Raw genomic sequence first — 22,136 nt, 5'->3', positions numbered from 1 at the left:
TGAAACACCAAAGCAGCGCAGTCCCGTGTGAATCGTGGGATTGCGCTGCTTTTTTGAAATTCTATGAATAATCCAGGCTTCTGTATCAAGATGAGAGCGGCAAGGGTCACTTCATCACCATTTCTGGGGTAACAGACAATGGTCAAAACAGCATATCATTCTCTGGGATGGACGCCGGTAATGACCTGACAGACGAAGTTGTGCCAGAGTTTAATGCCACTAAACCCCTGACCTTTGCTCAATACTTTGCTCTATTTTGTGCAGACAGCGGCTGGGAAATCGGCGTCAACGAGATTCCGGCTAATGTTCGCACTCTTACATTCTCTGGCGAGCAGTCTTCTTATGACCGTATGAATTCTGTAGCCAAAGAATTTGGCGTAGAAATATACTACTCATTCCAAATTGAGGGGACAACACCTAAGCACCTTTATCTAAACGTTGTTCACCAACGAGGCGCCGATAAAGGCGTGACACTTCGGGTTGGTAGCGAATTAAACAAGATTGAAACAACCAGCGATTCAACCGGCCTTTTGACTTCTATTTATGCGCGTGGTGCTACTCCAGACGGGGCTAATTCACCAATTACTTTAAAAGGTTACAAGTGGACTGACCCAGATGGCCGCTATGTCCTGTACAGCGATGGGACGCTTCTTGATACTGTGGCAAACCGTTCGTATTCACGGTTACGTAAGAAGTCAACACCGGACCCACATGGGTCATACTTGAACCAGTGGCGAGATTATGAAGCTACTACGCAAGCAGACCTATTACAGTCGGCGTTGAGTGACTTAAAGCAGTATGCAGCACCAGTTGTCAACTATACAGTAGACTTTGCATTCATTCCGGACAATATCAGCATTGGCGATACGATTCATGTGGCAGATGAAAAACGAAATCTGTATGTTTCAGCACGAGTGCTAGAGCTTTCTCGCTGCTATTCCTCACCAAGTTCAAGTACCGCTACACTAGGCGATTACTTAATCGAAGCAAATGCTATTGACCCTCAGTTGGTCGACATTGCTAATACGGTGAAGGCGCTAGCCGCCGCACCGAAGTATTACCCTTGGACCCGCTACGCCGACGATGACGCGGGCACTGGCATGACTGCTTTGCCTGCTGGCAAGAGTTACATGGCGGTTGTCTGGGGCAAGGCTTCGACACCGAGTGATGACCCAGCCGACTACGCGGGTCACTGGCAGAAGGTCAAAGGCGATGACGGTATCGGTGTGGTCGGGCCAAAGGGTGATGACGGGAGGACTAGCTACTTCCACACGGCCTATGCGGACGATGTGAACGGTGGCGGAATGTCGCAGTCACCCGAAGGCAAGACGTACATCGGCACGTACAGCGACTTCACGCTTGCTGACAGCCCCAATCCGGCTGATTACAACTGGGCACTGTTCAAAGGTGAAGATGGTGACGTGGGGCCAAAGGGTGCTGATGGATTGCCAGGGAAATCGGGCGCCGATGGTCGTACCACTTACGCTCACTTTGCTTATGCAAACAGCCAAGACGGCAATACAGACTTCTCAACCACTGACCCTAACCGCAAGTACATTGGCTTTTACAGCAACTTTTCATCTGGTGACAGCACGAATCCGAGTGACTATAAATGGTCGCTGATTAAAGGTGCTGATGGTGCTGATGGTAAAGATGGTGTACCGGGTAAAGCCGGTGCAGATGGCAAAACGCCTTACTTCCATATTGCCTATTCCGACAGCAGTGATGGTAACACAAACTTTTCACTGGATACTCCGGGTTCTCGCAAGTACATTGGTAGTTACACAGACTTCACACAAGCCGATAGCACTAATCCAGCTAGTTATAGTTGGCAACTGGTACAAGGTCCCAAGGGCGACACAGGTAAAGATGGTGTAGCAGGTAAGGACGGTGTGGGAATTAAGTCCACGCAGATTATGTATGCTCAGAGTACTTCTGGTACAACAGCACCTACTACTGGTTGGACTGCACAAGTTCCAACATTAATCAAGGGGCAGTATCTGTGGGCACAGACTACTTGGCTGTATACAGATAACACAGGCGAGGCTGGTTACACTGTCAGTTACAATGCCAAAGACGGTAACAACGGTACTAACGGGATTGCAGGTAAGGATGGTACAGGTATCAAGTCAACCGTTATCGAGTATTCTGTTTCATCAAATGGTGTCACTAAGCCAACCACAGGCTGGTCAACAGCCATTCCAAGCATTGCTCCTGGACAATTCATGTGGACACGGACAACGTGGTCCTATACTGATGGCACTAATGAAAGTGGCTATTCAGTTGCTAAGGCTGGTGATACGGGGCCGAAGGGTGACACAGGTGATACTGGACCGGCAGGCAAAGACATCACGAGCTACGCAAGCGGTGCGGTGCTACCAACCACAGTAGCACCGGCTAACAGTCAATTCTGGGTGACGAATTCTAATAACGTTGCTACCGCGTTCTACAAATCGGACGGAACCAAATGGGTCAAAACCGAAATCTCGGCAAGCGCAATTAACGCCGCCACCTTCAACGGCCTGACCTTTAACGGGGTCATCTTCAACGGTTCGCAATTCATCAGCACCTTCAAGAGCGCGCCGGTTGACGAGAGCGACTTCGCAGACGTCACAGACCCGACCGGTCAAATTATGCTCACCAAAGGCACCGGCACTACGAAGATGGGTGATGGATACCTGACCGTTGACGGCACGATTGATGGTAGTAGCGGCGATAGCCTTCAGACCTTCCACACGGAAGTTGGCCCAGCGGGATACCTGTCAAGGCTATACACTGGCGGAACCGCTGAAAGCAACATTACAGCAGCCTCACAGCTCTATCTTGGGCAGCTTCTGCTATCTAACCTCGACACAAGCGGAAAACGGGTTAGCGGCTTTCTCGACGGTGAGATGCTTCAACAACTAGACAAAATTGGCACTCTTGCATGGTCAGGAGCCCTATATCCAAGTGCATCAGACCGTGCGAATTGTTCAATCCCACTAGACCATACACATACCGGTTGGCTCATTCGTTGGAGTTACTACGCAGGCGGCAACCAAAATAATTACTACAACTATACGTTGCTACCGAATATTGTTAATTCGGGTAAAACAAACAATCTATATGTCACAATCTCGATGCCAGGAGTAGGTACCTTCTTCAAACGACTTTGGTGGGATAATACAGGCATAACTGGCAGTGCTGACAACGTAGCCGGCAGCCAAGCACCGCATGCCGTTATGGATGCTATTTTTGCAGTATGAGGTGAAGAGATGGAAACCAAAAACAAAATTTTAGCTTCATTTATGACGAACACAGATGGATATATCATTGGCTACCAGCAAGAGTTTTTTGATGGCAAAGAATGGCAGACACCATTCGATACCACGAACGCGGTGGAAGTGGCTCCGGGCGACCTTGACACAATCGTCATGGGGGCAACCAAGCTCATAAACGGCAAGCTGGTGGTCGATGAGGCCAAACAGGCGGAGCTTGAAGCAGAAGCCAATAAGGTGATACCCACGACCGAGCAGCAGTTGATTGCTGCTCTGATGCTCAAGGTAGCAAAACTGGAGGCGAGTGCATGAGTGACTATGACCAATGCGTGCTACTGAACAGTTGGGGAATTGACCTTGCACCATACGTGGGGCTGATGATAACGCCTGAAGAGTACAAACAGATTACCGGTAAGGACTACGCCGCTGGGGCAAAAGCCTAGCGGTATTTTTGCGGAAGGAAGTGAGAAAGTGACATTTTTTGGATACACGATTGGTGACTGGGCGGAGTTCATATCAATCATAGGGGTGGGCGTGAGCGCGGGCAGTTGGCTGTTCAAAAAGATTGCCTTGGATCCGTTACGCTCTGATATTCAATTGCTTTCAGAAACGATTAATCGTCAGCTAAAAATTCACGAACAATCGCTGGCAGACTTGAATACTCATCTGAAAACACATGATGAAGAGCTTGGCAGTCACTCGGTTAGGATTACTCGGTTGGAAGATCATGTGGGCATTAAAGGAGATAATGATGATAAATAGGATTGGTGCGAGGAGATGAGCCTTTAATGAGAAAACTATATCTTGGAAACGGTGATAAGCAGTTTAAGTTTGCCGATACCACAACTGAAATACATCTGAACGCGTTCGATGATGGTAGCGCGGCAACTTTAACAGCAGATGCAAAGGTCAGAATCAAAAACGAATCCGGATATTTGCTGGGGATAAGTGCCAGTATCACGAACAATCATGCCATCATCACTAGCGGACAATTGGCTCAATTGCCAGTCGGGAGCTATCTGCTTGAGCTGTGGAACACCGTAGACGGTGGTACTGCAATCTATCCTAGTGATGGATTTTTGGCACTTCAAATCAACGAGAACGTCACTGGGCTTTCTGGGGGCCTCGTCAGCAGCATCACGGTTGATGACTTCATTCAGCAGTTCAGCGACCTCAGCCAGCAACTAAAAAAAGAAGTTACAGATGCTGTTGCCAATGGTCTGAAAGGTGATACAGGTGCTGATGGTCTATCTGCCTACCAAATCGCAGTAATTAATGGCTATAAAGGTTCACAAACGGACTGGCTTGCATCTCTTGTTGGAGCAACTGGTTTGAAAGGTGATAAAGGCGATGCGGGGAAAGACTTCAAAATCGTAAAGACGTTCCCGTCCATTGCTAAAATGAATGGTGATGGCTTCTCTGATGGTGACTTCACCATGATTGCCAGTGACGTCAACGATCCAGATGATGGCAAGCTTTACGTATGGAATGGCACCAGCTTCACCTATATTGCGGACTTAAGTGGCTCGCAAGGTATCAAAGGTGACAAGGGTGACAAAGGCGATAAAGGCGATAAAGGCGACACCGGAGATCAAGGACTTTCTGCCTATCAGGTTGCCGTCAATGCTGGCTTCTCTGGCAGTGTCAATCAATGGCTGGCCTCTCTTGTTGGCGTTAAAGGTGACAAGGGTGACAAGGGTGATGATGCCGTTATCAATATCATCTCGCAAGCTAATTATGACGCGTTGGCCGACAAGTCCGGCGTCTACTTCATTGAGGGGTGATTGAATGCCAACAATCAATGGTAGAGCGTGCGTTGTTAATGGCACGCCAGTAGACAAGGTTTTCAGCAATGGCAGGCAAGTTTACGGGCGTAACCTAGCACTTGGAACCAGCAAACAGGTAGTTCAAGCCAACGATTGGAATATGCAGGTTGCTGATATTAAGTATGACAAGAGTTTAGGCGGAAATTTATGTGCATCTGTAATGATTAATAATGCTGACTATGCAAGCGTTTTAAAACAAGGGTCAGCAAGCATTGAGCTAATAACTTTCGACGAAAGTGGGAACATCTTAGCAACAGCTTCTGGGAAAAATATTAACTATAATGCTAATGGCCTAAGCTGGTGTTCTATAAGCGTTGATGACAATACCGAAAGTGTCCAAGTGGTTCTTTTTACGAATAACATGGGCCAAAACGCATTTTACTCCTGCTTCAAAATTGAAAAAGGTTCCGTTGTCACTCCTTACTCACCAGCACCAGAAGACGTCATGTGATTTAGAAAAGGAGAAATAATGATGAAGATTAATTGGAAAGTACGATTACTGAGTGTCAAGTTCTGGCTGGCCCTAGTGCCGGCTATTTTATTGCTTGCGCAAGCTGTGGCTGCGCCTTTTGGATACAAGTGGGACTTTGCCAACCTTGGCACACAGCTAACCGGCATCGTCAATGCGGTATTCGCGGTGCTATCTATTCTTGGTGTGGTCACTGATCCAACCACGGCCGGCGTTGCAGACAGCGTTCAGGCACTGACATATGACAAGCCTAAGAAGGAGGCTAAGTAATGGTCACAATCAACAAATCGCTGGCAATCAATTCCGGCACCGCACCGACTATCGGCAAGATTATCGTTCTGCACTCCACGGACGATATGGAAGCCACCGCTAAGCAGATGGCGACCTACGAGCACCGGGTCTGGAAGTCGGCGGAAACCTTCGTCCACTTCGGTGTGGATGACATCGGCGCTTATCAAGTCGGGACGCCTGGCCGTGTGGCCTGGGGTGCTGGCTACGTCAACAAGTACGCGCCCGTACAGCTTGAGCTGTGTGAGTTTGAAGACCACGACCGCGCCATGAAGGCCTACCGCAACTGGGTGTCCTTAGCGGTCACCATGGCGGACAAGTACGGCGTGCCTCGTACCCTGGACAGCTCGGACAAGACGCATGGCTTCAAGTCTCACGCGTGGTGCTCTGCCAACTACGGCGGGTCTGACCACCAAGACCCATATCCGTACCTCAAGAATCTGGGCATCAGCAAGGCTCAGATCGCCGCTGACTTGGAGGCCGGGAAGGCGTCTGCTACGGTCTCTGCATCTACCACGATCGAAAGTGCTGGCGCAATCAGCGCATCGGCGGCCAAGCTGACGGTTGACGGTTACTGGGGACCGCACCTCACTATGGCCCTCCAGCGCTTGTACGGGACGACCGTGGACGGCGTGGTGTCCAGCCAGTACAACTGGCACAACGCGGGCCTCACTGGCGGCTGGCAGTTTGTTGGCAAGCCAGTCGGAAGCCTGCTCATCGCTGCTATGCAACGCGCGGTTGGGGTTAAGGCTGACGGTATTCTCGGCCCCGAAACCATTAAGGCATGGCAGCGCAAAGCTGGGACGCCAGTGGATGGCAAGATTGACAAACAGTCGCGGCTGGTCATGTACATGCAGAAGTGTGTCAACGCCGGCAAGCGGCCGTTCTAAATCAATTAAATTTAGCCTCACTCGCTTCGGCGGGTGGGGCTTATTTTTGTGCAATGGATTAACCATGTTATAATAGAAACGGAAAGAAGCCTGACCGTTGCCTTGCTTGCCGGGACGATCAGACTTCTAGGTGTGTGCTAGTGTTTTTTAGACTTCTTTACGAAGACCGCGCCACTGCCAAGAATTCCAAGGGTAGTAATAAAGCCGGAAATTTGGCTAAGCGACACGTTGCAGCTAGCTTTGAGTAATAAATGAATCATAGTTTCACCAGGTTCTGGCGGCGCTATTGATCGCGGTCAAACGATCGGCCGCCGTATTACATTTTAGCATAGCTCTTGATTTTCTACAGTGAGTTCATTATTATGACTTTGAGTGATAGATGAATCATCATCAGGTCCGGTCCAGTCAACCGGGTCATCGTCCACGCCTTCCGCCCACTGGAAGGTTTTTATTTTGTCCTGAGCTGCGGGCCGTTAGGCAATCTGATTTCAGTTGAACAAGTCTATGTTGGACATAAGTGGGACAGAATGCGTTGTTGACGCCTGTGGGGCGGCAATGTTAGAATCCGGTAAACGGCTGCGGTGGCCCGACAGAGATGTCGGGCCTTTTTTTCGTCATTTTGAAAAGTATGCTAGGATGGAAACCATAATTGACGAGGCGGTGGCAGCGATGATTAAGGGGCAGACCCTGAGCCTAGACGAGGTGCAAGAGGACCAGACGTACAGCGGCTGCACGCTCACGGTGTCCAATGAAGACATTCAGCTTTCCGGCGTGACCTTTGTGAACTGCGCCTTTGCGCAAACCGATTTCCGCGGCGGCGAGTGGCTGGATTGCACCGTTAAAGGCAGTCGCTTTCTCACCGCGGATTTCACTGGGAGTGTGATGTACCGCTGCCGCTTCGAAGGCTGTCAGCTGATGGGTGCCGATTTCACGCGCAGCACTTGGCGCGATGTGACGGTGCAGGACTGCCAAGCCACTTACCTGATCCTGGCCGAGGCCAAGCTCAAGAACGTCCAATTTGTTGACACCAAGCTGACCGAAAGCAGTTTTCAGGCCGCCAGCATTGTTAAGCCCGGGCTCAAAATTTCCGGCGGCGACGTGACTGGTGCGGATTTTTCCGACGCCAAGCTTGCGCAGGTCAACTTGGCCAAAACGCACTTTGACAGTCTGCTGTTCACGCCGGCGCTGCTGCAGGGGCTGAAGATCAACCAGTTTCAGGCGGCGGTGATTGCCGGCAGCTTGGGTGCGGACATCGTCGCCGAGTGACGCGAAGGAGGATACCCATGATTAAAACCACACTGAAGCGCCTCGGCATCGTCTTCTTGCTATTTCTGGCATACAGTTACGCCGAGTACATGGTGCTGGTGCCAACGCTTCGCTCGCACGGGCGCGCCGGCACGCTGGTGGTTGCCGGCCTGTTCACGGTGGTGTTCGGGATCTTGCTGCTCCTGCTTTGGCGCACCTACCAGTGGTTCCTGAGCAAAGAGGATGCTGCGCACTGGCACCGTAAACCACTGGATTTAAAAATGGTCGGGTTTGAGGCGCTGATGGTGCTGCTGATGTACGGGGTGCAAATCGCCGGCGGTCTGCTGCAGGCGCGCGGCGCGACTAGCGAGCCGGCGAACCAAAGCAGTCTGATGGCAATCATGCAGCAGGCGCCGCTGGCCATGACGCTGATTGCCTGCGTGGGCGGCCCGGCCGTTGAGGAGCTCTTATTCCGCGGCCTGCTGATGCACAGTTTCCCGCATCAGGAAAAAATCGGCTGGCGCGTGGTGGCCGTGATTCTGTCCTCGATGGTCTTCGGCCTGGCGCACACCTCCTTCACGGATCCGCTCAATTGGGCGATCTACAGTGCTCTGGGTGCCGTGTTTGCGCTGACCTATGCGTACACCGGCGACATTCGGTACTCGATGTTTCTACACTTTTTGAATAACCTTGCAGCCCTGATGCTGTGAGACAACCGTCCAGCTGCCCTGGGCGGTTTTTTGATTTGGCAATCCGCGCGCTGAGGAGCAAAATGAAGGCGATGAGAATGGGGTGGGGATAATGGATTTCTTTAAGCCGCAAGTCAAACACTTTGGACTGAAAATGGCGGTAATCATCGTCGCCGGGATCGTGGGGATCTTTGTGGAAATGCTGCTGACGGCCAGGCTTGGTCTGAACGGCGACACTTGGGAGAGCCTGGGTGAAATCGCCGGCGGGCTGGTGATTCTGAGCCTGGCCATTTGGTGGCTGCGCCTGCCGCTGCTGGCTAAGCCGCAACACATCCGCCTCGGGATTTTGGCGGTGTTGACCATGCTGGTCGTCGGGTGCCTGGATTACGGGCCGCTGCCAACGTTTTCGGCGCACCGGTTGGGGCGGGCGGTGCTGTTCGGGCTGTCCGCTGGCATTTTTGAGGAGGTAATAACGCGCGGTCTGCTCTTGTTTCTCTTTTATCGCCACACGCCGCGTCACTTGTCAGCGTTTTGGTGGAGCGGGGTGATGTCCGCGTTGTGCTTTGGGGCGATTCACCTGACCAATTTGGGCAGCAACCAGGATCTGAAGCAGACGCTGATCCAGGTGCTGTACGCCACGGCCTTGGGGCTGGGCGCCGCCGGCATTTACCTGCTGACGCACAACCTTGGGTTCACTATTTTTCTGCATGCCTTCTTTGACGCTTTCTCCTACTATTTCTCCCCAGGCGGGGCCAGTGCCGGCTCTTACATTGGGGACAACTGGCAGGACCAGTTTTTCCTTTGGGTCATGGTGGTGGTCCACGTCGCAGTGGGCATCTACCTGATCTGGCTGGTCAGTCGCGAGGCCAAGCACCCGGCTGTATCATAAAAACGAGAGGCTGAGACATCAAGCGGTTTTAGCCCAAAGCACAAGCGCCCCTGCACTACGACTCGTTTTTAGAATCGCGGTGCAGGGGCGTTTGTGCACTTGGGCGTTGCTTGATGGAACGCGACTAGGCAATTTTGTTTCAGCCGCCTCGTTTGCGTTAGTGAGCCGGATTTGAGGCAGCCGCATGGTCCGCGGCGTCGATCGTTTCGTACAAGTCCTTGGGCAGGGCCGCAACCAGCGGACTCGGCCGGTCCAGCGCAATGAGGATTAACGTGTGCAAGGCGCGGGACGCCAGGGTGTACAGCACATCGGCGTCGCTGGCCTGATCGTAGGTGCCGGCGGAAATGTCAAAGCCGACCACCGCGTCGAACTCCAGCCCCTTGGCCAGATAGACCGGCAGAATGACGCAACCGGCGTGGAGCTGATGGTCGCTGGCCGTCAGCAGCTGCACCGGCACGTCGAGCTGCAGCGTGGCGAACAGCTGGGCAGCCTGGGCCGCGTCGCGCGTGAGCACGGCCACCGTCGTGTTGGTTTCCAGCAGCTGGTTGAGGGTGCGAATGAGTCCGGTGCGGTAGGCGTTTTTGGGTACGGTCACCAGGCGAGGCTTGGTGCCGCCGCGGGTGAAGGCCTGAATGTGGTCGTTGACTGGCAAAAGCGCCTTGGCGAAGTTGGTGATCGGCAAAGTCGACCGGTAGCTGCGGTTGAGGTTGATCAGACGCACTGAACTGGTGGCAAAAACCGCCGAGATCTCGTGGATGAAGTCGCTGGGCTGATAGTCGGTCGTGAAGACGTCCTGGCGCGCGTCGCCGAGCAGGGTGAGCTTGGCCTTGGGAAAGGCGAAGTGGAGATAGCGCAGCTGGGCCATCGAGTAGTCCTGCATCTCATCGATAAAGACGTACTGAATCGCGTGATTTTGCCCGGAGCCGGCGATCAGGTCGCGCAGGTACAGCACTGGCGCGGCATCGGCCAGCCGCAGAATGTGGGCCTCAAGGTCGCTTTGGTAGGCGCGGCTCATTTCGGCCCAGACGTTGCCCGCGACCGGCGGCTGGCACTGGGCCAGGAAACGGGCATAGTCCTGGTAGGGGTCGAGGAAGTAATCGTTGTAAATCGCATCGTAAACCGGTGAAAAGGCGTCCTTGACCAGCTGGGTGGCGATGTAGCGCTGCTCGTCCTCGCCGTTTTCGAAGCGCTCATCACCCAAAATGTCGCGGGCTTCGCCAGACGACAGGCTGCCTAGGCGCTCCTGCACCCAGTCGTCGTAAATCGCGAGCTTGATGCGGGTCTTGAGCCGTTTGATCAAAGCGTTTTTCGTGTCGAGGAATTTGTTGGCCGCAGTGGCTTGCGCCGGCTGGCTGGCAAAAATCTTGGTGATGGTTTTGGCGGAGAAGAAGACTTCGCCGTTCAGCGTGATGTCGATAAAGTAGGGGATGCGGCCTGGCGTGTTGGCGTAAGCCTTAAGTTCGTCCAGGTACCCGGCGCGCTCTTTGTAGCGGCGGATCGCTTTGGCTGCTTCGGGCAGGCTTTCGTGATCGCGCTCGTAGCGCTCAAACAGGGTCTCGACGTGCAGCCCGGAGAAGCGCTTGCCCAAAAACTCGGCGAGCGTCGCCTGGCGCATGTTCTTTTCCCCCAGCGACGGGAGCACTTCGGAAATGTAATTAGCAAAGAGCTGATTGGGTGAGAACATCACCATTTGGTCGGCGTCCAGGTCCTTTTGGCTGTGATAGAGCAAATAGGCGACGCGCTGCAGCACCGCCGAGGTTTTCCCGGAGCCCGCCACGCCTTGGACCACAAGGAGGTCGTGCTTAGTGTCGCGGATGATGTCGTTTTGCTCCTGCTGGATGGTGGCGACGATGTTCTTCATATAAACGTCGCTTTGCGCGCCCAAGACGGACTGCAGGATCTCATCGCCGACGGTTTCGTCGGTGTCGAACATGTTGGTGATGCGGCCGTGCTCGATCGTGAACTGGCGCTTGTTGACCAGCTCCACGGTTTCCGGTCCGAAGGGGGTGGTGTAGGTGACCTTGCTCAGCGTCCCGTTGTAGTAAATCGAGGCAATCGGCGCGCGCCAGTCGTACACGAGAAAATCGTCGTCCTGGTCGATGAACGTGCCCAGCCCGATGTACAGGGTGTCGGGCTCGCCGTCTTGGATGATGTCAATGCGGCCAAAATACGGGGTGTCCTGCAGCAGGTGCAGGCGCTGCTGCTCTTTTTCCAGGATTTGCTCGTTTTCGACGGCCCGGGCGACCATGGTTTTCTGCTGCTGAACGGCGGCATTGGTTTCCATGCGGTCATCGATTTCGGTGATGTTGACGCGGGTGGCATCACCGTAGGCTCGCTCGATGCGGGTGGTTTCACGGTGGGCCCGAGCCAGCTGCTGCTTGACAATGGTCAGGCGCTCTTTCAACTTGGCCCGCACGAAGTCGACGCGCGCCTGTTCTTCCTGCTTCGTCTGATTTTGCATGGACGCCCCTCCTCGCTTAAAAATCGTGCAATCAGTGTAGGCTTTTTGGCCGTGGTTGTAAAGCGGCCCGGTACAAATGTTTGCTTACCAAACGTGGGAAAGTGTTATCTTTAGAGTACATAGAATTAGATACGGAGGACACTATGCAGGCATTGTGGGAGACCTTTTTAGACCAGCGCGGGACGTTGTTGACCAAGCTGGTGGAGCACCTTCAGCTGTCTTTGATCGCGCTGCTTTTGGCACTTTTGATCGCGATTCCGCTGGGCATCTGGGCTCAAAACCATGATCGGTTTGCCGGTTTTCTGCTGCAGGTGACGGGGATCTTGCAGACGATTCCCAGCCTGGCGCTGTTAGGACTATTGATTCCGATTGTGGGGATCGGCACCGCACCGTCGATCATCGCTTTGGTGGTTTACGCGCTGCTGCCCATTTTTCAAAACACGTACACGGGGCTGCATGAAATCGACCCAGCTTATAAGGAAGCCGAAGAGGCGTTCGGCATGAGCAAGCCGCAGCGCTTAGTCAAGGTGGAGCTGCCCCTGGCGATGCCTGTGATTCTAGGCGGGGTGCGCACCGCGGCCGTTCTGATCATCGGCACGGCCACCCTGGCGGCGCTGGTTGGCGGCGGCGGCCTGGGCGACATCATCATGCGCGGAATCAACCTGAACGACCCGACGCTGACGCTGCTGGGTGCTTTGGCCTCAGCACTGCTTGCGATTCTCTTCTCCTGGTTCATTTCGATGTTTTCGAAGTGGCGCTGGCAGGTGTCTGTTGCGGTCTTGGGTGCGTTGGTGCTCGGTTTTGGCGGCTATGCGACCTATCAGGCGGTGGCGCCCAAGCCGGAGACCATCGTTGTGGCCGGCAAGCTGGGCTCTGAGCCCGAGATCCTGATCAACATGTACAAGGATCTGATCGAGCAGGCGGATGCGAATGTGAACGTCGAGCTGAAGCCGAACTTTGGCCAGACCAGTTTTCTCTACAGCGCACTTAAAAGCGATAAAATCGACATTTATCCCGAATTCACTGGGACCGTTGTCAGCAGCCTGCTGAAGCCTTCCAAAAAGCAGGCCGCGCAGATTGCTGAAGGCCAGGACCCGTACCCAATCGCAGAATCGCTGCTGAACAAGCAGGACCTGAGCCTGGGCAAGCCGATGGCTTACAACAATACTTACGCAGTCGTCGTCAAAAAGGCCTGGGCCGAGCAGAACGGGATCACCAAGATTTCGGATCTGACCAAGCTCAGCACGCCGCTGAAGGCCGGGTTTGACGTTGAATTCAACGCGCGCGAGGACGGCTACAAGGGCATCCAAAGCAAGTACGGCGTCAGCTTCACGGTCAACACGCTGGATTCCTCAATGCGTTATCAGGCGCTCAACCGCGGCCAGGTGCAGGTGACGGATGGGTACTCGACCGACTCGCAGATCCGCCAGTATCATTTGCTGGCTCTGGAGGATGACCGCAAGCTGTTCCCAGTTTACCAAGGCGCCCCGCTGATGCGGACGCAGTTTGCCAAAGATCATCCTAAGCTCACCGCCGCGCTGAATCAGCTGGGCGGTAAGATTTCTGAAGCGGATATGCAGGAAATGAACTACGAGGTCAACGTGCAGGGTAAGTCGGCCAGTGCGGTCGCCAAGACTTACCTGACCAAGCATGGCCTGTTAAAGGAGGCGCGCTGATGACCAAAGACGTCTTGCGTTTTGAACACGTGGTCAAGCAGTTTGAAGGCACCACCGCGGTCAAAGACCTGAACCTGACAATCGGCGACGGTGAGCTGTTTGTTCTGGTCGGCGCGTCTGGTTCCGGCAAAACGACCACGTTGAAAATGATCAACCGACTGATCGAGCCGACTGACGGCAACATTTACTTTAACGATAAGCGGCTCATTGACACGAATTTGCGAGATTTGAGGTGGAATATCGGCTACGTGCTGCAGCAGATCGCGCTGTTTCCCAACATGACAGTGGCCCAGAACATTGCGCTGATTCCGCAGATGAAGCACTGGTCAAAGGAGCAGATCCGTGAAACGGTTGATGAGATGCTGACTGCGGTGGACCTGGAGCCCAAACAGTACCGCGACCGCATGCCGGCCGAACTGTCTGGTGGCGAGCAGCAGCGGGTGGGCATATGCCGGGCGCTGGCGACCAAACCACCGATGGTGCTGATGGACGAGCCTTTTTCGGCGCTGGATCCAATCTCGCGCACCAGCTTACAGGACATGGTGCTGCGGTTACATAAAAAAATGAAAACGACGATTGTCTTTGTCACGCACGACATGAACGAGGCTATGAGGCTCGGTGATCGAATCGCTGTCATGCGTGAAGGGGTGCTTCAACAAGTGGCGACCCCTGAAGAAATTGCGGCGAATCCAGCCAGCAACTTTGTTTCGGATTTCTTTGCCAGCGCCGCACCAGAGGTGTTGGACACACCGCTCATCGAGCTGCGGCGGTTTGCTGACAGGAGTACTGAGGCGGGCGAGGCGCAGGAGGGCGATCCTTTGCGCGCGATTTTGACCCCGCTGGGCGAGGGCAAATCCGTGACAGTAGCGTGTCAGCAAGGTAACTTTAAGGTAAACGCGACGCAGGTGATGGCCTTCTTGGCCGACGTTGCCAAGGATTAAAGGGGGAGAACACATGCAGCAGTATGATGTGATCGTGATCGGTGGCGGCCCAGGGGGGCTTGCCGCGGCCTATCCGCTGGCTTCAGCGGGTAAGAAAGTGTTGGTCGTGGAGCGCGATTTATGGGGCGGGACCTGCCCGAACTACGGCTGCGACCCGAAGAAAATGCTATACAGTGCGGTTCAGGCCAAAACCTACGCCGCGCGCATGACCAAGGCAGGGCTGAACGGCATCCCGGACATCAACTGGCCCAAGCTGATGGCATTTAAGCGCGCCTACACACGCACGGTGCCGAGCGGCACGCGGAGCGGGGTGACCGGTGCCGGCATGGTGGCCGTTGATGGTGAGGCGCGTTTTATCGACGAACACACGATTGCGGTCGGTGAGGATCTGTACGAGGGGCAGGATATCATTATTGCCACTGGCGTGCAGCCCGTTTTGCCTGACATCAAAGGCCGCGAGCTGATCGCCACCAGCCGCGACTTTCTCGACATGGATCACTTGCCTCAGCACATCGCCTTCATCGGTGCGGGCTATGTCAGCATGGAGCTGGCCAACATCGCCGCAGCCGCTGGGGCAGAAGTTGACGTGATCATGCACGGCGACCGCGCCCTGCGCGGCTTTCCCGCAGCGGCGGTCGACGCGCTGCAAAAAGCCATGCAAAATGAACACATCCACTTCCACGAAAACATTGAGCTCAAGCGGGTCGATGAGACACCACAGGGCACGCTGCGGCTGCAGGCCGATGGCTTCACCCTAGACGTGCAACGCGTCTTTGCGGCGATGGGGCGGCGGCCGGACGAGCAGCTGCACCTCAACCGGGCGCACGTCAAAACGACGGCACGCGGCATTGTCGTGAACGAGTTCTTGGAAACTACGACGCCGCACATCTACGCGATTGGTGACGTGGCGGCCACCAGCCAGCCTAAGCTGACGCCGGTGGCGGGCTTTGACGGCCGCTATGTCGCGGAACATTTGCTGGGCAGCGCCGCGCCGATTGCGTATCCGGCGATTCCAACGACGGTGTACGGCAGCCTGGAAATTTCCAAAGTCGGCGTGTCCCCAGAGACTGCCGCTGGAGATGATCGTTACGTGGTGAATAGCGAGGACGTGACCCACTGGTACACTTACAACCGCACCCAGGAGACTTTTGCCTCGGTGACCGTGGTCGAGGAAAAGGCGACCAACCTGATTGTCGGCGCCACGGTGGTCTCAAGCAGTGCCGAGTCGCTGGTGAACCTGCTGACCATGGCAATCAATACCAAGACGCCAGCGGATCAAGTGCAACGGATGGTCTTTGCCTACCCGAGTGAGGCCAGCGACATGGACTACCTGTTGTAATCCGGTTTGATTTTGGCATTCCCCGTGCTATCATTAACCTATATTCGCGTCAATGCGGGTGATGAGTAGCCGAGGGCAAGTGCGTTCAGGAAGTCGACGATACTGAAAAGTCGGCCGCAGCCTCCAGTGAATTGGCTCACCCAAGGCGCTCGGTGGGTGCGCCTTAAGCCGCTTGAGAGTGCCGGTTTAGTCCGGTGAAGTTAGGTGGTACCGCGCAAAGCCGTCCTATGTAAAGCATGGGGCGGTTTTTTTGTTGTAAGGTGCGCAGGGCTGGCGCACTTAGCGGGATGGGTAGCCTAGCTCAGCGCATTGAAGCCGTACTTTGGCTTCGAGGCGCTGAGCGTAGCTGCTGCCGCATGTCAGCTTGTACGCGCAAGGCGCTACAAGCTGATCAAGCCACTCCCGCGTTGCCAGCCCGGAGCCCGATTAGAACCCAGCCCCATTTTCCACCCATCCCGCAAACAATTAGGAGGATCATTTCATGTCCAAAAAAGTCATTTTAACCGGCGATCGCCCAACCGGCCGCTTGCACATCGGCCACTACATCGGCTCTTTGAAGAACCGCGTTGAGCTGCAAAACTCTGGCGACTACGACACCTTCATCATGATCGCCGACACGCAGGCGCTGACCGACAACGCGCGCGATCCGGAGAAGATCCGGCACTCGCTGATGGAAGTTGCGCTGGATTACCTCGCTGTCGGTATCGATCCGGCTAAGTCGACCATTTTGATTCAAAGTGGGGTCCCAGCGTTGACGGAGCTGACGATGTATTACCTCGACCTGGTCACCGTGTCGCGCCTGGATCGCAACCCAACGGTGAAGACGGAAATTAAGCAAAAGGAATTCGGCGCCTCAGTGCCAGCCGGATTCTTCATTTACCCGGTCAGCCAGGCCGCGGACATCACCGCGTTCAAGGCTGACACTGTGCCGGTCGGCGACGATCAGGAACCGATGCTGGAGCAGGCGCGCGAAATCGTTCGCACCTTCAATCGGACCTACAACAAGGACGTGCTGGTCGAACCTGAGGGCTACTTCCCGGCCAAGGGGCTGGGCCGGCTGCCAGGCATCGACGGCAACGCCAAGATGAGCAAATCCCTGAACAACGGGATCTACCTGGCAGATGACGCCGACACCGTGCAAAAGAAAATCATGTCCATGTACACCGACCCCGACCACATTCACGTGGAGGACCCGGGCAAGGTTGAAGGCAACGTCGTGTTTACCTATCTGGACATTTTTGATCCGGATAAAAAGCAGGTCGCGGCGCTCAAGGACCAGTACCAGCGCGGCGGTCTGGGTGACGTCAAGCTCAAGCGCTACCTCAACGAGGTCATGGAACAGATCCTTGAACCAATCCGCACCCGCCGTGCGCAGTACGCCGAGGACATGGGTCAGGTCCAGCAGATGCTCATCGACGGGACCAAGCACGCCAACGAGGTCGCAAACCAGACACTCGACGAGGTGCGCGACGCCATCGGTTTTAATTACTTCAAATAAATTGTCTCATTCTTAGGGCTGATGCTGCCTAGTCGAAACATGTTAAACTAGGCGTATCAATCCGTTTTTTATTTTAGTGAAACGAAGGAGAGCGTTATGCAAAAAAAGAAGCTCAGTCCGCTGGCCATCACGTGGATCGTGATCGCGGCGGTCGCAGTGATCGTTGGCATATACAGCATCAGCACCTATAACTCGCTGCAAAAGCAGAACCAAGAAGTCGAGGCGCAGTGGAGTCAGGTCGAAAACGTGATGCAGCGCCGCGCCGACTTGGTGCCGAACCTGGTCAGCTCCGTCCAGGGCTCAATGAAGCACGAGGATAAAATCTTCGGCACCATCGCCAAAGCCCGCGAAAACTACAACAAGGCGAACACGACCACGGCCAAGGCCAAAGCTGATGACCAGCTGAACAGCAGTGTCGGCACCTTAGTTTCCGTCATCCAGGAACAGTACCCGACGCTGGCGTCCAACCAGAACGTGCAAACCTTGATGACGCAGCTGGAAGGCTCCGAAAACCGCATTTCCGTTGAGCGCAAGCGGTACATCGAGGACGTGCGTGACTACAACCAAAGCGTCGTCACTTTCCCGAAAAACCTGTTTGCCTCGATGATGGGGCTCGGTCAGAAGCCGACCTTTAAGGCCAACCCGGGGGCCGACGAAGTGCCGAAGGTCAACCTCGGCGATTAGGAGGCCGCACATGAAAAAACGCTGGCTTAGCGTTTTATTCCTGCTGCCGCTGGCGTTCCTTTTTCTGCATGCCACCCCGGTCCAGGCGGTCAGTTACCCGGCAAAGCCCACTGGCGATTCGTATTACGCCGATGAGCTCAACTTGCTCGAGCCGCAGACGCAAACGCTGATCAACGACAAGAACCGCTCGTGGGAGCAGACTAAGCAGAAACCCGCCGTCGCCGTGGCGGTGATTAAATCTTCCGGCGGCGAAGACCTCGGCGAGTATGCCCCAGACCTGTTCAGCAAGTGGGGCGTGGGCCAGAAAAACAGCGACAACGGGGTTCTGCTCGTGTACGCCGATAATCATGGCGCCCAGAACCTGTTCATTGAAGTCGGCTACGGCCTGGAAGGTGATCTGCCCGACGCAATGGCCGGCCGCATCCTGCAGGATAACAAGACACTGATCAAATCCAAAAACGATGCCGAGGTCAATAAGGGCCTGCGCAACGTTTTCAACGCGGTCGCGACCGTCATCGACAAGAAGTACAAGTTCAAAACCGATGACAACACGGTGTCCGACAGCCAAATGGCGCAGTACCGAGAGCGCCAAAGCAGTGACGAAAACGGCGGTGGCGGCATCCTGGCCACGCTGATCACGCTGTTTATTGTGGTGGCCATCATTGCGCTGTTTTTCAGCGGCGGCAACAATCACCGCGGCGGTCGGGGCGGTGGCACTGGCTTCTGGCTCTGGTGGCTGCTTGGTGACCTGCTGTCCAGCTCTAACCGCAACGACCGGTGGGGCGGCGGCAGTGGATTCGGCGGCGGAGGCGGCTTTGGTGGCGGCTCCGGCGGTGGGTTCGGAGGTGGTTCCTCCGGGGGTGGCGGCGCCGGCATTTAACGCAAAAATTCGGATTCGGCAGGCTGCGGTCTGCCGAATTTTTTTGTTTTAATCTGCTATATGACGGAATTATATCAACTCGTTTTTACCGGCGCCGCTTCAGGCCAATTGTGATACAGTGATTCAAGGCATTTGGTTTGAGTGGAGGAGGAAATACATGCACACGCTGACAAAGGGCAATCCCATCAAGCTCATCTTCTTTTTTACGATTCCGCTATTGATTGGGAATATTTTTCAGCAACTGTATAGTTTCATGGATGCGCTGATCGTCGGGCGGACCATTGGCAAGGACGCCCTGGCGGCGGTTGGGGCGACTGGGTCGGTCAACTTTCTGATCATCGGGTTTGCGCAGGGCCTGACCGCCGGGCTTTCCGTGCTGACGGCGCAGGCGTACGGCGCGCGCGACGAGCGGGGGGTACGGCGCAGTTTTGGGGTGTCGATTTGGATCTGTGTGGCCCTGTCGGTAGTGCTCACCGCGGCGGCGGCCGTGATGACGCGGCCGATTCTTGTGTTGATGCAGACGCCACCGGAGATTTTGGAAAACTCCGTGGCCTTTCTGCGGGTCATCTTCTACGGGATCGCGGCGTCGATGGCCTTCAACCTGCTGAGCAACATGATGCGGGCGCTGGGCGACTCCCGCACACCGCTGATTTTTCTCATCATCGCGACGGTCATCAACATCATCCTCGAGTTCACCTTCATCCTTGGGTTCCACTGGGGCGTGCCAGGGGCGGCCTGGGCCACGGTGACCGCGCAGGCGATTTCTGCGGTACTGTGCTGGATCTACATTAAACTGCGGGTCCCACTGCTCAACATTCAAAGAAGCGACCTGAAGTTTGACTGGCCCGAGATCAAGCACCACATGGTCGTGGGGATGCCGATGGGCTTTTCCATGTCGATCATCGCCATCGGGTCGATTATTTTGCAGGTCATGCTCAACACGCTGGGCACCGATGCGGTCGCGGCGTACACGGCGGCCGGACGTATCGATCAAATCGCCACGCTGCCGGCGTCGTCCTTTGGGGTGACGATGGCCACCTATGCGGCGCAGAACCTCGGGGCTCGCGAGTACGGACGCATCCGGCGCGGGGTGCATCAGACCTTGCTGCTGAACGTCGGCATCTCGGCGGTGCTGGGGGCCTTGATCATCATCTTTTCCAAACCCCTGGTCAACCTGTTTTTGGGGCCGAATCAGCCGGCGGTCACGGCACTGGCGCAGACCTATTTCCACTTTAACGCCAGCATGTACTGGCTGCTGGCGATCCTGTTTACCATGCGCAACCTGCTGCAGGGGCTGGGGCACACGCTGGTGCCGACCGTTGCCGGGCTGTTTGAGCTGATGATGCGCGCGTTTGCCGGCATCGTGCTGGTCGCGCACCTCGGCTTTACCGGTGCGTCAATGGCTAACCCGCTGGCCTGGGTCGGCTCCGTTTTCGTTTTGGTCAACATGTACGTTCGGACGATGCGGCGGATCCGGCAGAAGGAGGACGCCCAAGTGCAAGCTCAGCAAAGGAGCCTGGACGATGCCAACAAACCAGAGCAAATCAATTGATCCGACTTTAAAAGGACTCCTCAAGTGGGGCCTGATCATCATCGGCATCGGGGCCGCCATGTTCCTGATCCAGCTGGTGTTGGGGCTGTTTTTTGCCAATGCTGGGGTGACCGGCGAGTCCATGGCGCCGAACCTGAATCCGGGCGATCGACTGGTGGTGCGCCGGCATGCCGAGATTCACCACTTCGACGTGATCACGTTTGACAGTCCCGAAGCGCCCGGCCTCGCCTACATCAAGCGGGTGATCGGGCTGCCTGGCGACACTGTGGTCGTGCGCCGCGATGTGCTTTACATTAACGGCAAACGGGTCAAGGAGCCGTTCATCACGCCTGCTTTCAAACGCAAGGTCATGGCCTTTGAGGCCAAGCAAAATGGTGAGACCGGGAACAGTCCCGCCTTTACCCCGAACTTCTCACTGGCTTCGCTCAAGGCGACGCGGACCCGCACGGTGCCGAAGGATGCCTATTTCGTGCTGGGGGACAACCGGCCGGTGTCGTACGACAGTCGCAAATTCGGGTTTGTGAAGCGGTCGAAAGTGTTCGGCGTCGTCAAGTGGCGCTACTGGCCGCTGAACGCGGTGGAAAAATTCTAAGGAGGCTTGCGTCATGCAAGTGATTCGTGAAGCGCTGGACACGCCATTGTCCAAGGACGCCTATTTTGATGCGTATTTGATGGATCAATACGAGGATTTGGAACCTGACCGGCTGCGGCCCGCCGCTGTAATCGCCCCGGGCGGGGGCTACGCGTTTGTTTCACCGCGCGAAGGGGAGCCCGTCGCCATGGCGCTGCTGGCCAAGGGCTGCCAGGCGTTCGTGCTGCATTACAGCGTGGGCCCTGAGCACCGGTTTCCGACCGCGCTTTTAGAGCTTGCCGAGGCAGTGCGCATGATTCGCCAGCACGCCGCCGAGTGGCACGTGAACCCTGAAGCCATCATCGGCGTCGGTTTTTCCGCCGGTGGCCATTTGGTCGCCAGTTTAGGCACGCTGATCGCGCAAACGGTGCTCGCCGATTACCAGGCTGATGAGATCCAGTTAAACGGGATGATGCTCGGTTATCCGGTGATCACCAGTGGTGAATTTAAGGAGCCCGGCTCGTTTGATCAGCTGATCGGGCCGGACGCCTCACCGGCGCTGCGGCTGCAGGTGTCTCTGGAGCGGCAGGTCAGCGCGCAGACGCCGCCGACTTTTCTGTGGACGACCATGACCGACGAAACCGTGCCAGTCGAAAACAGCATCCGCTTCGCCGAGGCGTTGCACGAGCACGACGTGGCCTGCGAGCTCCACATCTTTCCGGCCGGACGCCACGGCCTGAGCCTGGCCACGCGCGAAACTTGGAGCCAGCGTCACGACTACGGCAAAGCGCCGGTGGTGGCGCAGTGGCTGCCGCTGTTTGCCACCTGGCTGCAGCAGTTTATGTAATCGTCCTGCCATGTTCCGCGGACTCACCCAATTTCGGGTGAGCCTTTTTTTACTGACTAATTCGAAAATAATCTAAACAGTTGTTGACGGCAGATGGGCAAGGCTTTAATATCTACTTAGATAATTATCAAAAT

At 55.3% G+C, this 22,136-nt stretch carries 20 protein-coding genes and 1 pseudogene; 20 read left to right on the top strand and 1 reads right to left on the bottom strand.

Annotated features, from left to right (window positions below; genetic code table 11):
- The first annotated feature begins 80 nt into the window (after nt 1–80).
- From EKM86_RS05880 to EKM86_RS05830, 11 genes and pseudogenes are all read left to right on the top strand, one after another.
- Nucleotides 81–3,245, top strand: a complete 3,165-nt coding sequence (locus EKM86_RS05880) for a phage tail spike protein (protein ID WP_225419361.1) — start codon at nt 81–83, stop codon at nt 3,243–3,245.
- Nucleotides 3,246–3,254: 9 nt separating this feature from the next.
- Nucleotides 3,255–3,569: a phage infection protein gene (locus tag EKM86_RS05875; protein ID WP_125756000.1), complete on the top strand. Its 315-nt coding sequence runs from the start codon at nt 3,255–3,257 to the stop codon at nt 3,567–3,569.
- Complete coding sequence (locus EKM86_RS05870; protein ID WP_125755998.1) at nt 3,566–3,700, top strand: XkdX family protein; 135 nt, start codon at nt 3,566–3,568, stop codon at nt 3,698–3,700. Before EKM86_RS05875 ends, EKM86_RS05870 begins: the two co-directional genes overlap by 4 nt.
- Before the next feature lie 28 nt (nt 3,701–3,728).
- Nucleotides 3,729–4,019 carry a hypothetical protein gene (locus EKM86_RS05865; RefSeq protein ID WP_125755996.1) on the top strand — a complete coding sequence of 97 codons (291 nt, stop codon included), beginning with the start codon at nt 3,729–3,731 and terminating at the stop codon, nt 4,017–4,019.
- 26 nt (nt 4,020–4,045) lie between these two features.
- Nucleotides 4,046–5,041, top strand: coding sequence for a hypothetical protein (locus EKM86_RS05860; protein ID WP_125755994.1), 996 nt, complete (start codon nt 4,046–4,048; stop codon nt 5,039–5,041).
- Nucleotides 5,042–5,045: 4 nt separating this feature from the next.
- Complete coding sequence (locus EKM86_RS05855) at nt 5,046–5,534, top strand: hypothetical protein (protein WP_191988013.1); 489 nt, start codon at nt 5,046–5,048, stop codon at nt 5,532–5,534.
- 21 nt (nt 5,535–5,555) lie between these two features.
- Nucleotides 5,556–5,795 (top strand): annotated as a pseudogene (locus EKM86_RS05850) (phage holin); the annotation flags it as partial.
- 26 nt (nt 5,796–5,821) lie between these two features.
- A complete protein-coding gene (locus EKM86_RS05845; protein ID WP_125755992.1) occupies nt 5,822–6,730 on the top strand; it encodes a peptidoglycan recognition protein family protein in 909 nt (302 codons plus the stop codon).
- A 636-nt stretch (nt 6,731–7,366) separates the two neighbouring features.
- Nucleotides 7,367–7,996: a pentapeptide repeat-containing protein gene (locus EKM86_RS05840; RefSeq protein ID WP_164506183.1), complete on the top strand. Its 630-nt coding sequence runs from the start codon at nt 7,367–7,369 to the stop codon at nt 7,994–7,996.
- A gap of 17 nt (nt 7,997–8,013) precedes the next feature.
- Nucleotides 8,014–8,685, top strand: coding sequence for a CPBP family intramembrane glutamic endopeptidase (locus tag EKM86_RS05835; RefSeq protein WP_125755988.1), 672 nt, complete (start codon nt 8,014–8,016; stop codon nt 8,683–8,685).
- A gap of 91 nt (nt 8,686–8,776) precedes the next feature.
- Nucleotides 8,777–9,553 (top strand): CPBP family intramembrane glutamic endopeptidase, encoded by a 777-nt coding sequence (locus EKM86_RS05830; RefSeq protein ID WP_125755986.1) that lies wholly within the window; start codon nt 8,777–8,779, stop codon nt 9,551–9,553.
- A gap of 157 nt (nt 9,554–9,710) precedes the next feature.
- Here EKM86_RS05830 and helD read toward each other — a convergent pair whose 3' ends face one another.
- Nucleotides 9,711–12,014 (bottom strand): RNA polymerase recycling motor HelD, encoded by a 2,304-nt coding sequence (helD, locus tag EKM86_RS05825; RefSeq protein ID WP_125755984.1) that lies wholly within the window; start codon nt 12,012–12,014, stop codon nt 9,711–9,713.
- A 143-nt stretch (nt 12,015–12,157) separates the two neighbouring features.
- Here helD and EKM86_RS05820 point away from each other — a divergent pair, with 143 nt between their 5' ends.
- The 9 genes from EKM86_RS05820 to EKM86_RS05780 all read left to right on the top strand — a co-directional run bounded on the left by EKM86_RS05820 (nt 12,158) and on the right by EKM86_RS05780 (nt 22,002).
- Complete coding sequence (locus EKM86_RS05820; RefSeq protein ID WP_125755982.1) at nt 12,158–13,690, top strand: ABC transporter permease/substrate-binding protein; 1,533 nt, start codon at nt 12,158–12,160, stop codon at nt 13,688–13,690.
- Entirely contained in the window at nt 13,690–14,631 is a 942-nt protein-coding gene (locus tag EKM86_RS05815; protein WP_125755981.1) for an ABC transporter ATP-binding protein, read from the top strand. The genes EKM86_RS05820 and EKM86_RS05815 overlap by 1 nt, the downstream gene beginning before the upstream one ends.
- 13 nt (nt 14,632–14,644) lie before the next feature.
- Nucleotides 14,645–15,970, top strand: coding sequence for a dihydrolipoyl dehydrogenase family protein (locus EKM86_RS05810; RefSeq protein ID WP_125755979.1), 1,326 nt, complete (start codon nt 14,645–14,647; stop codon nt 15,968–15,970).
- A gap of 481 nt (nt 15,971–16,451) precedes the next feature.
- Complete coding sequence (gene trpS, locus EKM86_RS05805; RefSeq protein WP_125755977.1) at nt 16,452–17,468, top strand: tryptophan--tRNA ligase; 1,017 nt, start codon at nt 16,452–16,454, stop codon at nt 17,466–17,468.
- A gap of 96 nt (nt 17,469–17,564) precedes the next feature.
- Complete coding sequence (locus tag EKM86_RS05800) at nt 17,565–18,152, top strand: LemA family protein (protein ID WP_125755975.1); 588 nt, start codon at nt 17,565–17,567, stop codon at nt 18,150–18,152.
- A gap of 10 nt (nt 18,153–18,162) precedes the next feature.
- On the top strand, nt 18,163–19,032 hold the full coding sequence (locus EKM86_RS05795; protein ID WP_125755973.1) for a TPM domain-containing protein: 870 nt from the start codon (nt 18,163–18,165) through the stop codon (nt 19,030–19,032).
- 157 nt (nt 19,033–19,189) lie between these two features.
- Nucleotides 19,190–20,584 carry an MATE family efflux transporter gene (locus EKM86_RS05790; protein WP_125755971.1) on the top strand — a complete coding sequence of 465 codons (1,395 nt, stop codon included), beginning with the start codon at nt 19,190–19,192 and terminating at the stop codon, nt 20,582–20,584.
- On the top strand, nt 20,556–21,176 hold the full coding sequence (lepB, locus tag EKM86_RS05785) for a signal peptidase I (protein ID WP_125755969.1): 621 nt from the start codon (nt 20,556–20,558) through the stop codon (nt 21,174–21,176). Before EKM86_RS05790 ends, lepB begins: the two co-directional genes overlap by 29 nt.
- Nucleotides 21,177–21,189: 13 nt before the next feature.
- A complete protein-coding gene (locus EKM86_RS05780) occupies nt 21,190–22,002 on the top strand; it encodes an alpha/beta hydrolase (protein ID WP_125755967.1) in 813 nt (270 codons plus the stop codon).
- Nucleotides 22,003–22,136: the final 134 nt, after the last annotated feature.

The organism is Lacticaseibacillus hegangensis (assembly GCF_003946465.1).
Taxonomy (GTDB): domain Bacteria; phylum Bacillota; class Bacilli; order Lactobacillales; family Lactobacillaceae; genus Lacticaseibacillus; species Lacticaseibacillus hegangensis.
This window is presented reverse-complemented; position numbering and strand designations above follow the sequence as displayed.

Coding starts and splice junctions, on each gene's coding strand:
- EKM86_RS05875 (WP_125756000.1), top strand. CDS start 3,255: ATGGAAACCAAAAACAAAATTTTAGCTTCATTTATGACGAACACAGAT.
- EKM86_RS05870 (WP_125755998.1), top strand. CDS start 3,566: ATGAGTGACTATGACCAATGCGTGCTACTGAACAGTTGGGGAATTGAC.
- EKM86_RS05860 (WP_125755994.1), top strand. CDS start 4,046: ATGAGAAAACTATATCTTGGAAACGGTGATAAGCAGTTTAAGTTTGCC.
- EKM86_RS05855 (WP_191988013.1), top strand. CDS start 5,046: ATGCCAACAATCAATGGTAGAGCGTGCGTTGTTAATGGCACGCCAGTA.
- EKM86_RS05845 (WP_125755992.1), top strand. CDS start 5,822: ATGGTCACAATCAACAAATCGCTGGCAATCAATTCCGGCACCGCACCG.
- EKM86_RS05840 (WP_164506183.1), top strand. CDS start 7,367: ATGGAAACCATAATTGACGAGGCGGTGGCAGCGATGATTAAGGGGCAG.
- EKM86_RS05835 (WP_125755988.1), top strand. CDS start 8,014: ATGATTAAAACCACACTGAAGCGCCTCGGCATCGTCTTCTTGCTATTT.
- EKM86_RS05830 (WP_125755986.1), top strand. CDS start 8,777: ATGGATTTCTTTAAGCCGCAAGTCAAACACTTTGGACTGAAAATGGCG.
- helD (WP_125755984.1), bottom strand. CDS start 12,014: ATGCAAAATCAGACGAAGCAGGAAGAACAGGCGCGCGTCGACTTCGTG.
- EKM86_RS05820 (WP_125755982.1), top strand. CDS start 12,158: ATGCAGGCATTGTGGGAGACCTTTTTAGACCAGCGCGGGACGTTGTTG.
- EKM86_RS05815 (WP_125755981.1), top strand. CDS start 13,690: ATGACCAAAGACGTCTTGCGTTTTGAACACGTGGTCAAGCAGTTTGAA.
- EKM86_RS05810 (WP_125755979.1), top strand. CDS start 14,645: ATGCAGCAGTATGATGTGATCGTGATCGGTGGCGGCCCAGGGGGGCTT.
- trpS (WP_125755977.1), top strand. CDS start 16,452: ATGTCCAAAAAAGTCATTTTAACCGGCGATCGCCCAACCGGCCGCTTG.
- EKM86_RS05800 (WP_125755975.1), top strand. CDS start 17,565: ATGCAAAAAAAGAAGCTCAGTCCGCTGGCCATCACGTGGATCGTGATC.
- EKM86_RS05795 (WP_125755973.1), top strand. CDS start 18,163: ATGAAAAAACGCTGGCTTAGCGTTTTATTCCTGCTGCCGCTGGCGTTC.
- EKM86_RS05790 (WP_125755971.1), top strand. CDS start 19,190: ATGCACACGCTGACAAAGGGCAATCCCATCAAGCTCATCTTCTTTTTT.
- lepB (WP_125755969.1), top strand. CDS start 20,556: ATGCCAACAAACCAGAGCAAATCAATTGATCCGACTTTAAAAGGACTC.
- EKM86_RS05780 (WP_125755967.1), top strand. CDS start 21,190: ATGCAAGTGATTCGTGAAGCGCTGGACACGCCATTGTCCAAGGACGCC.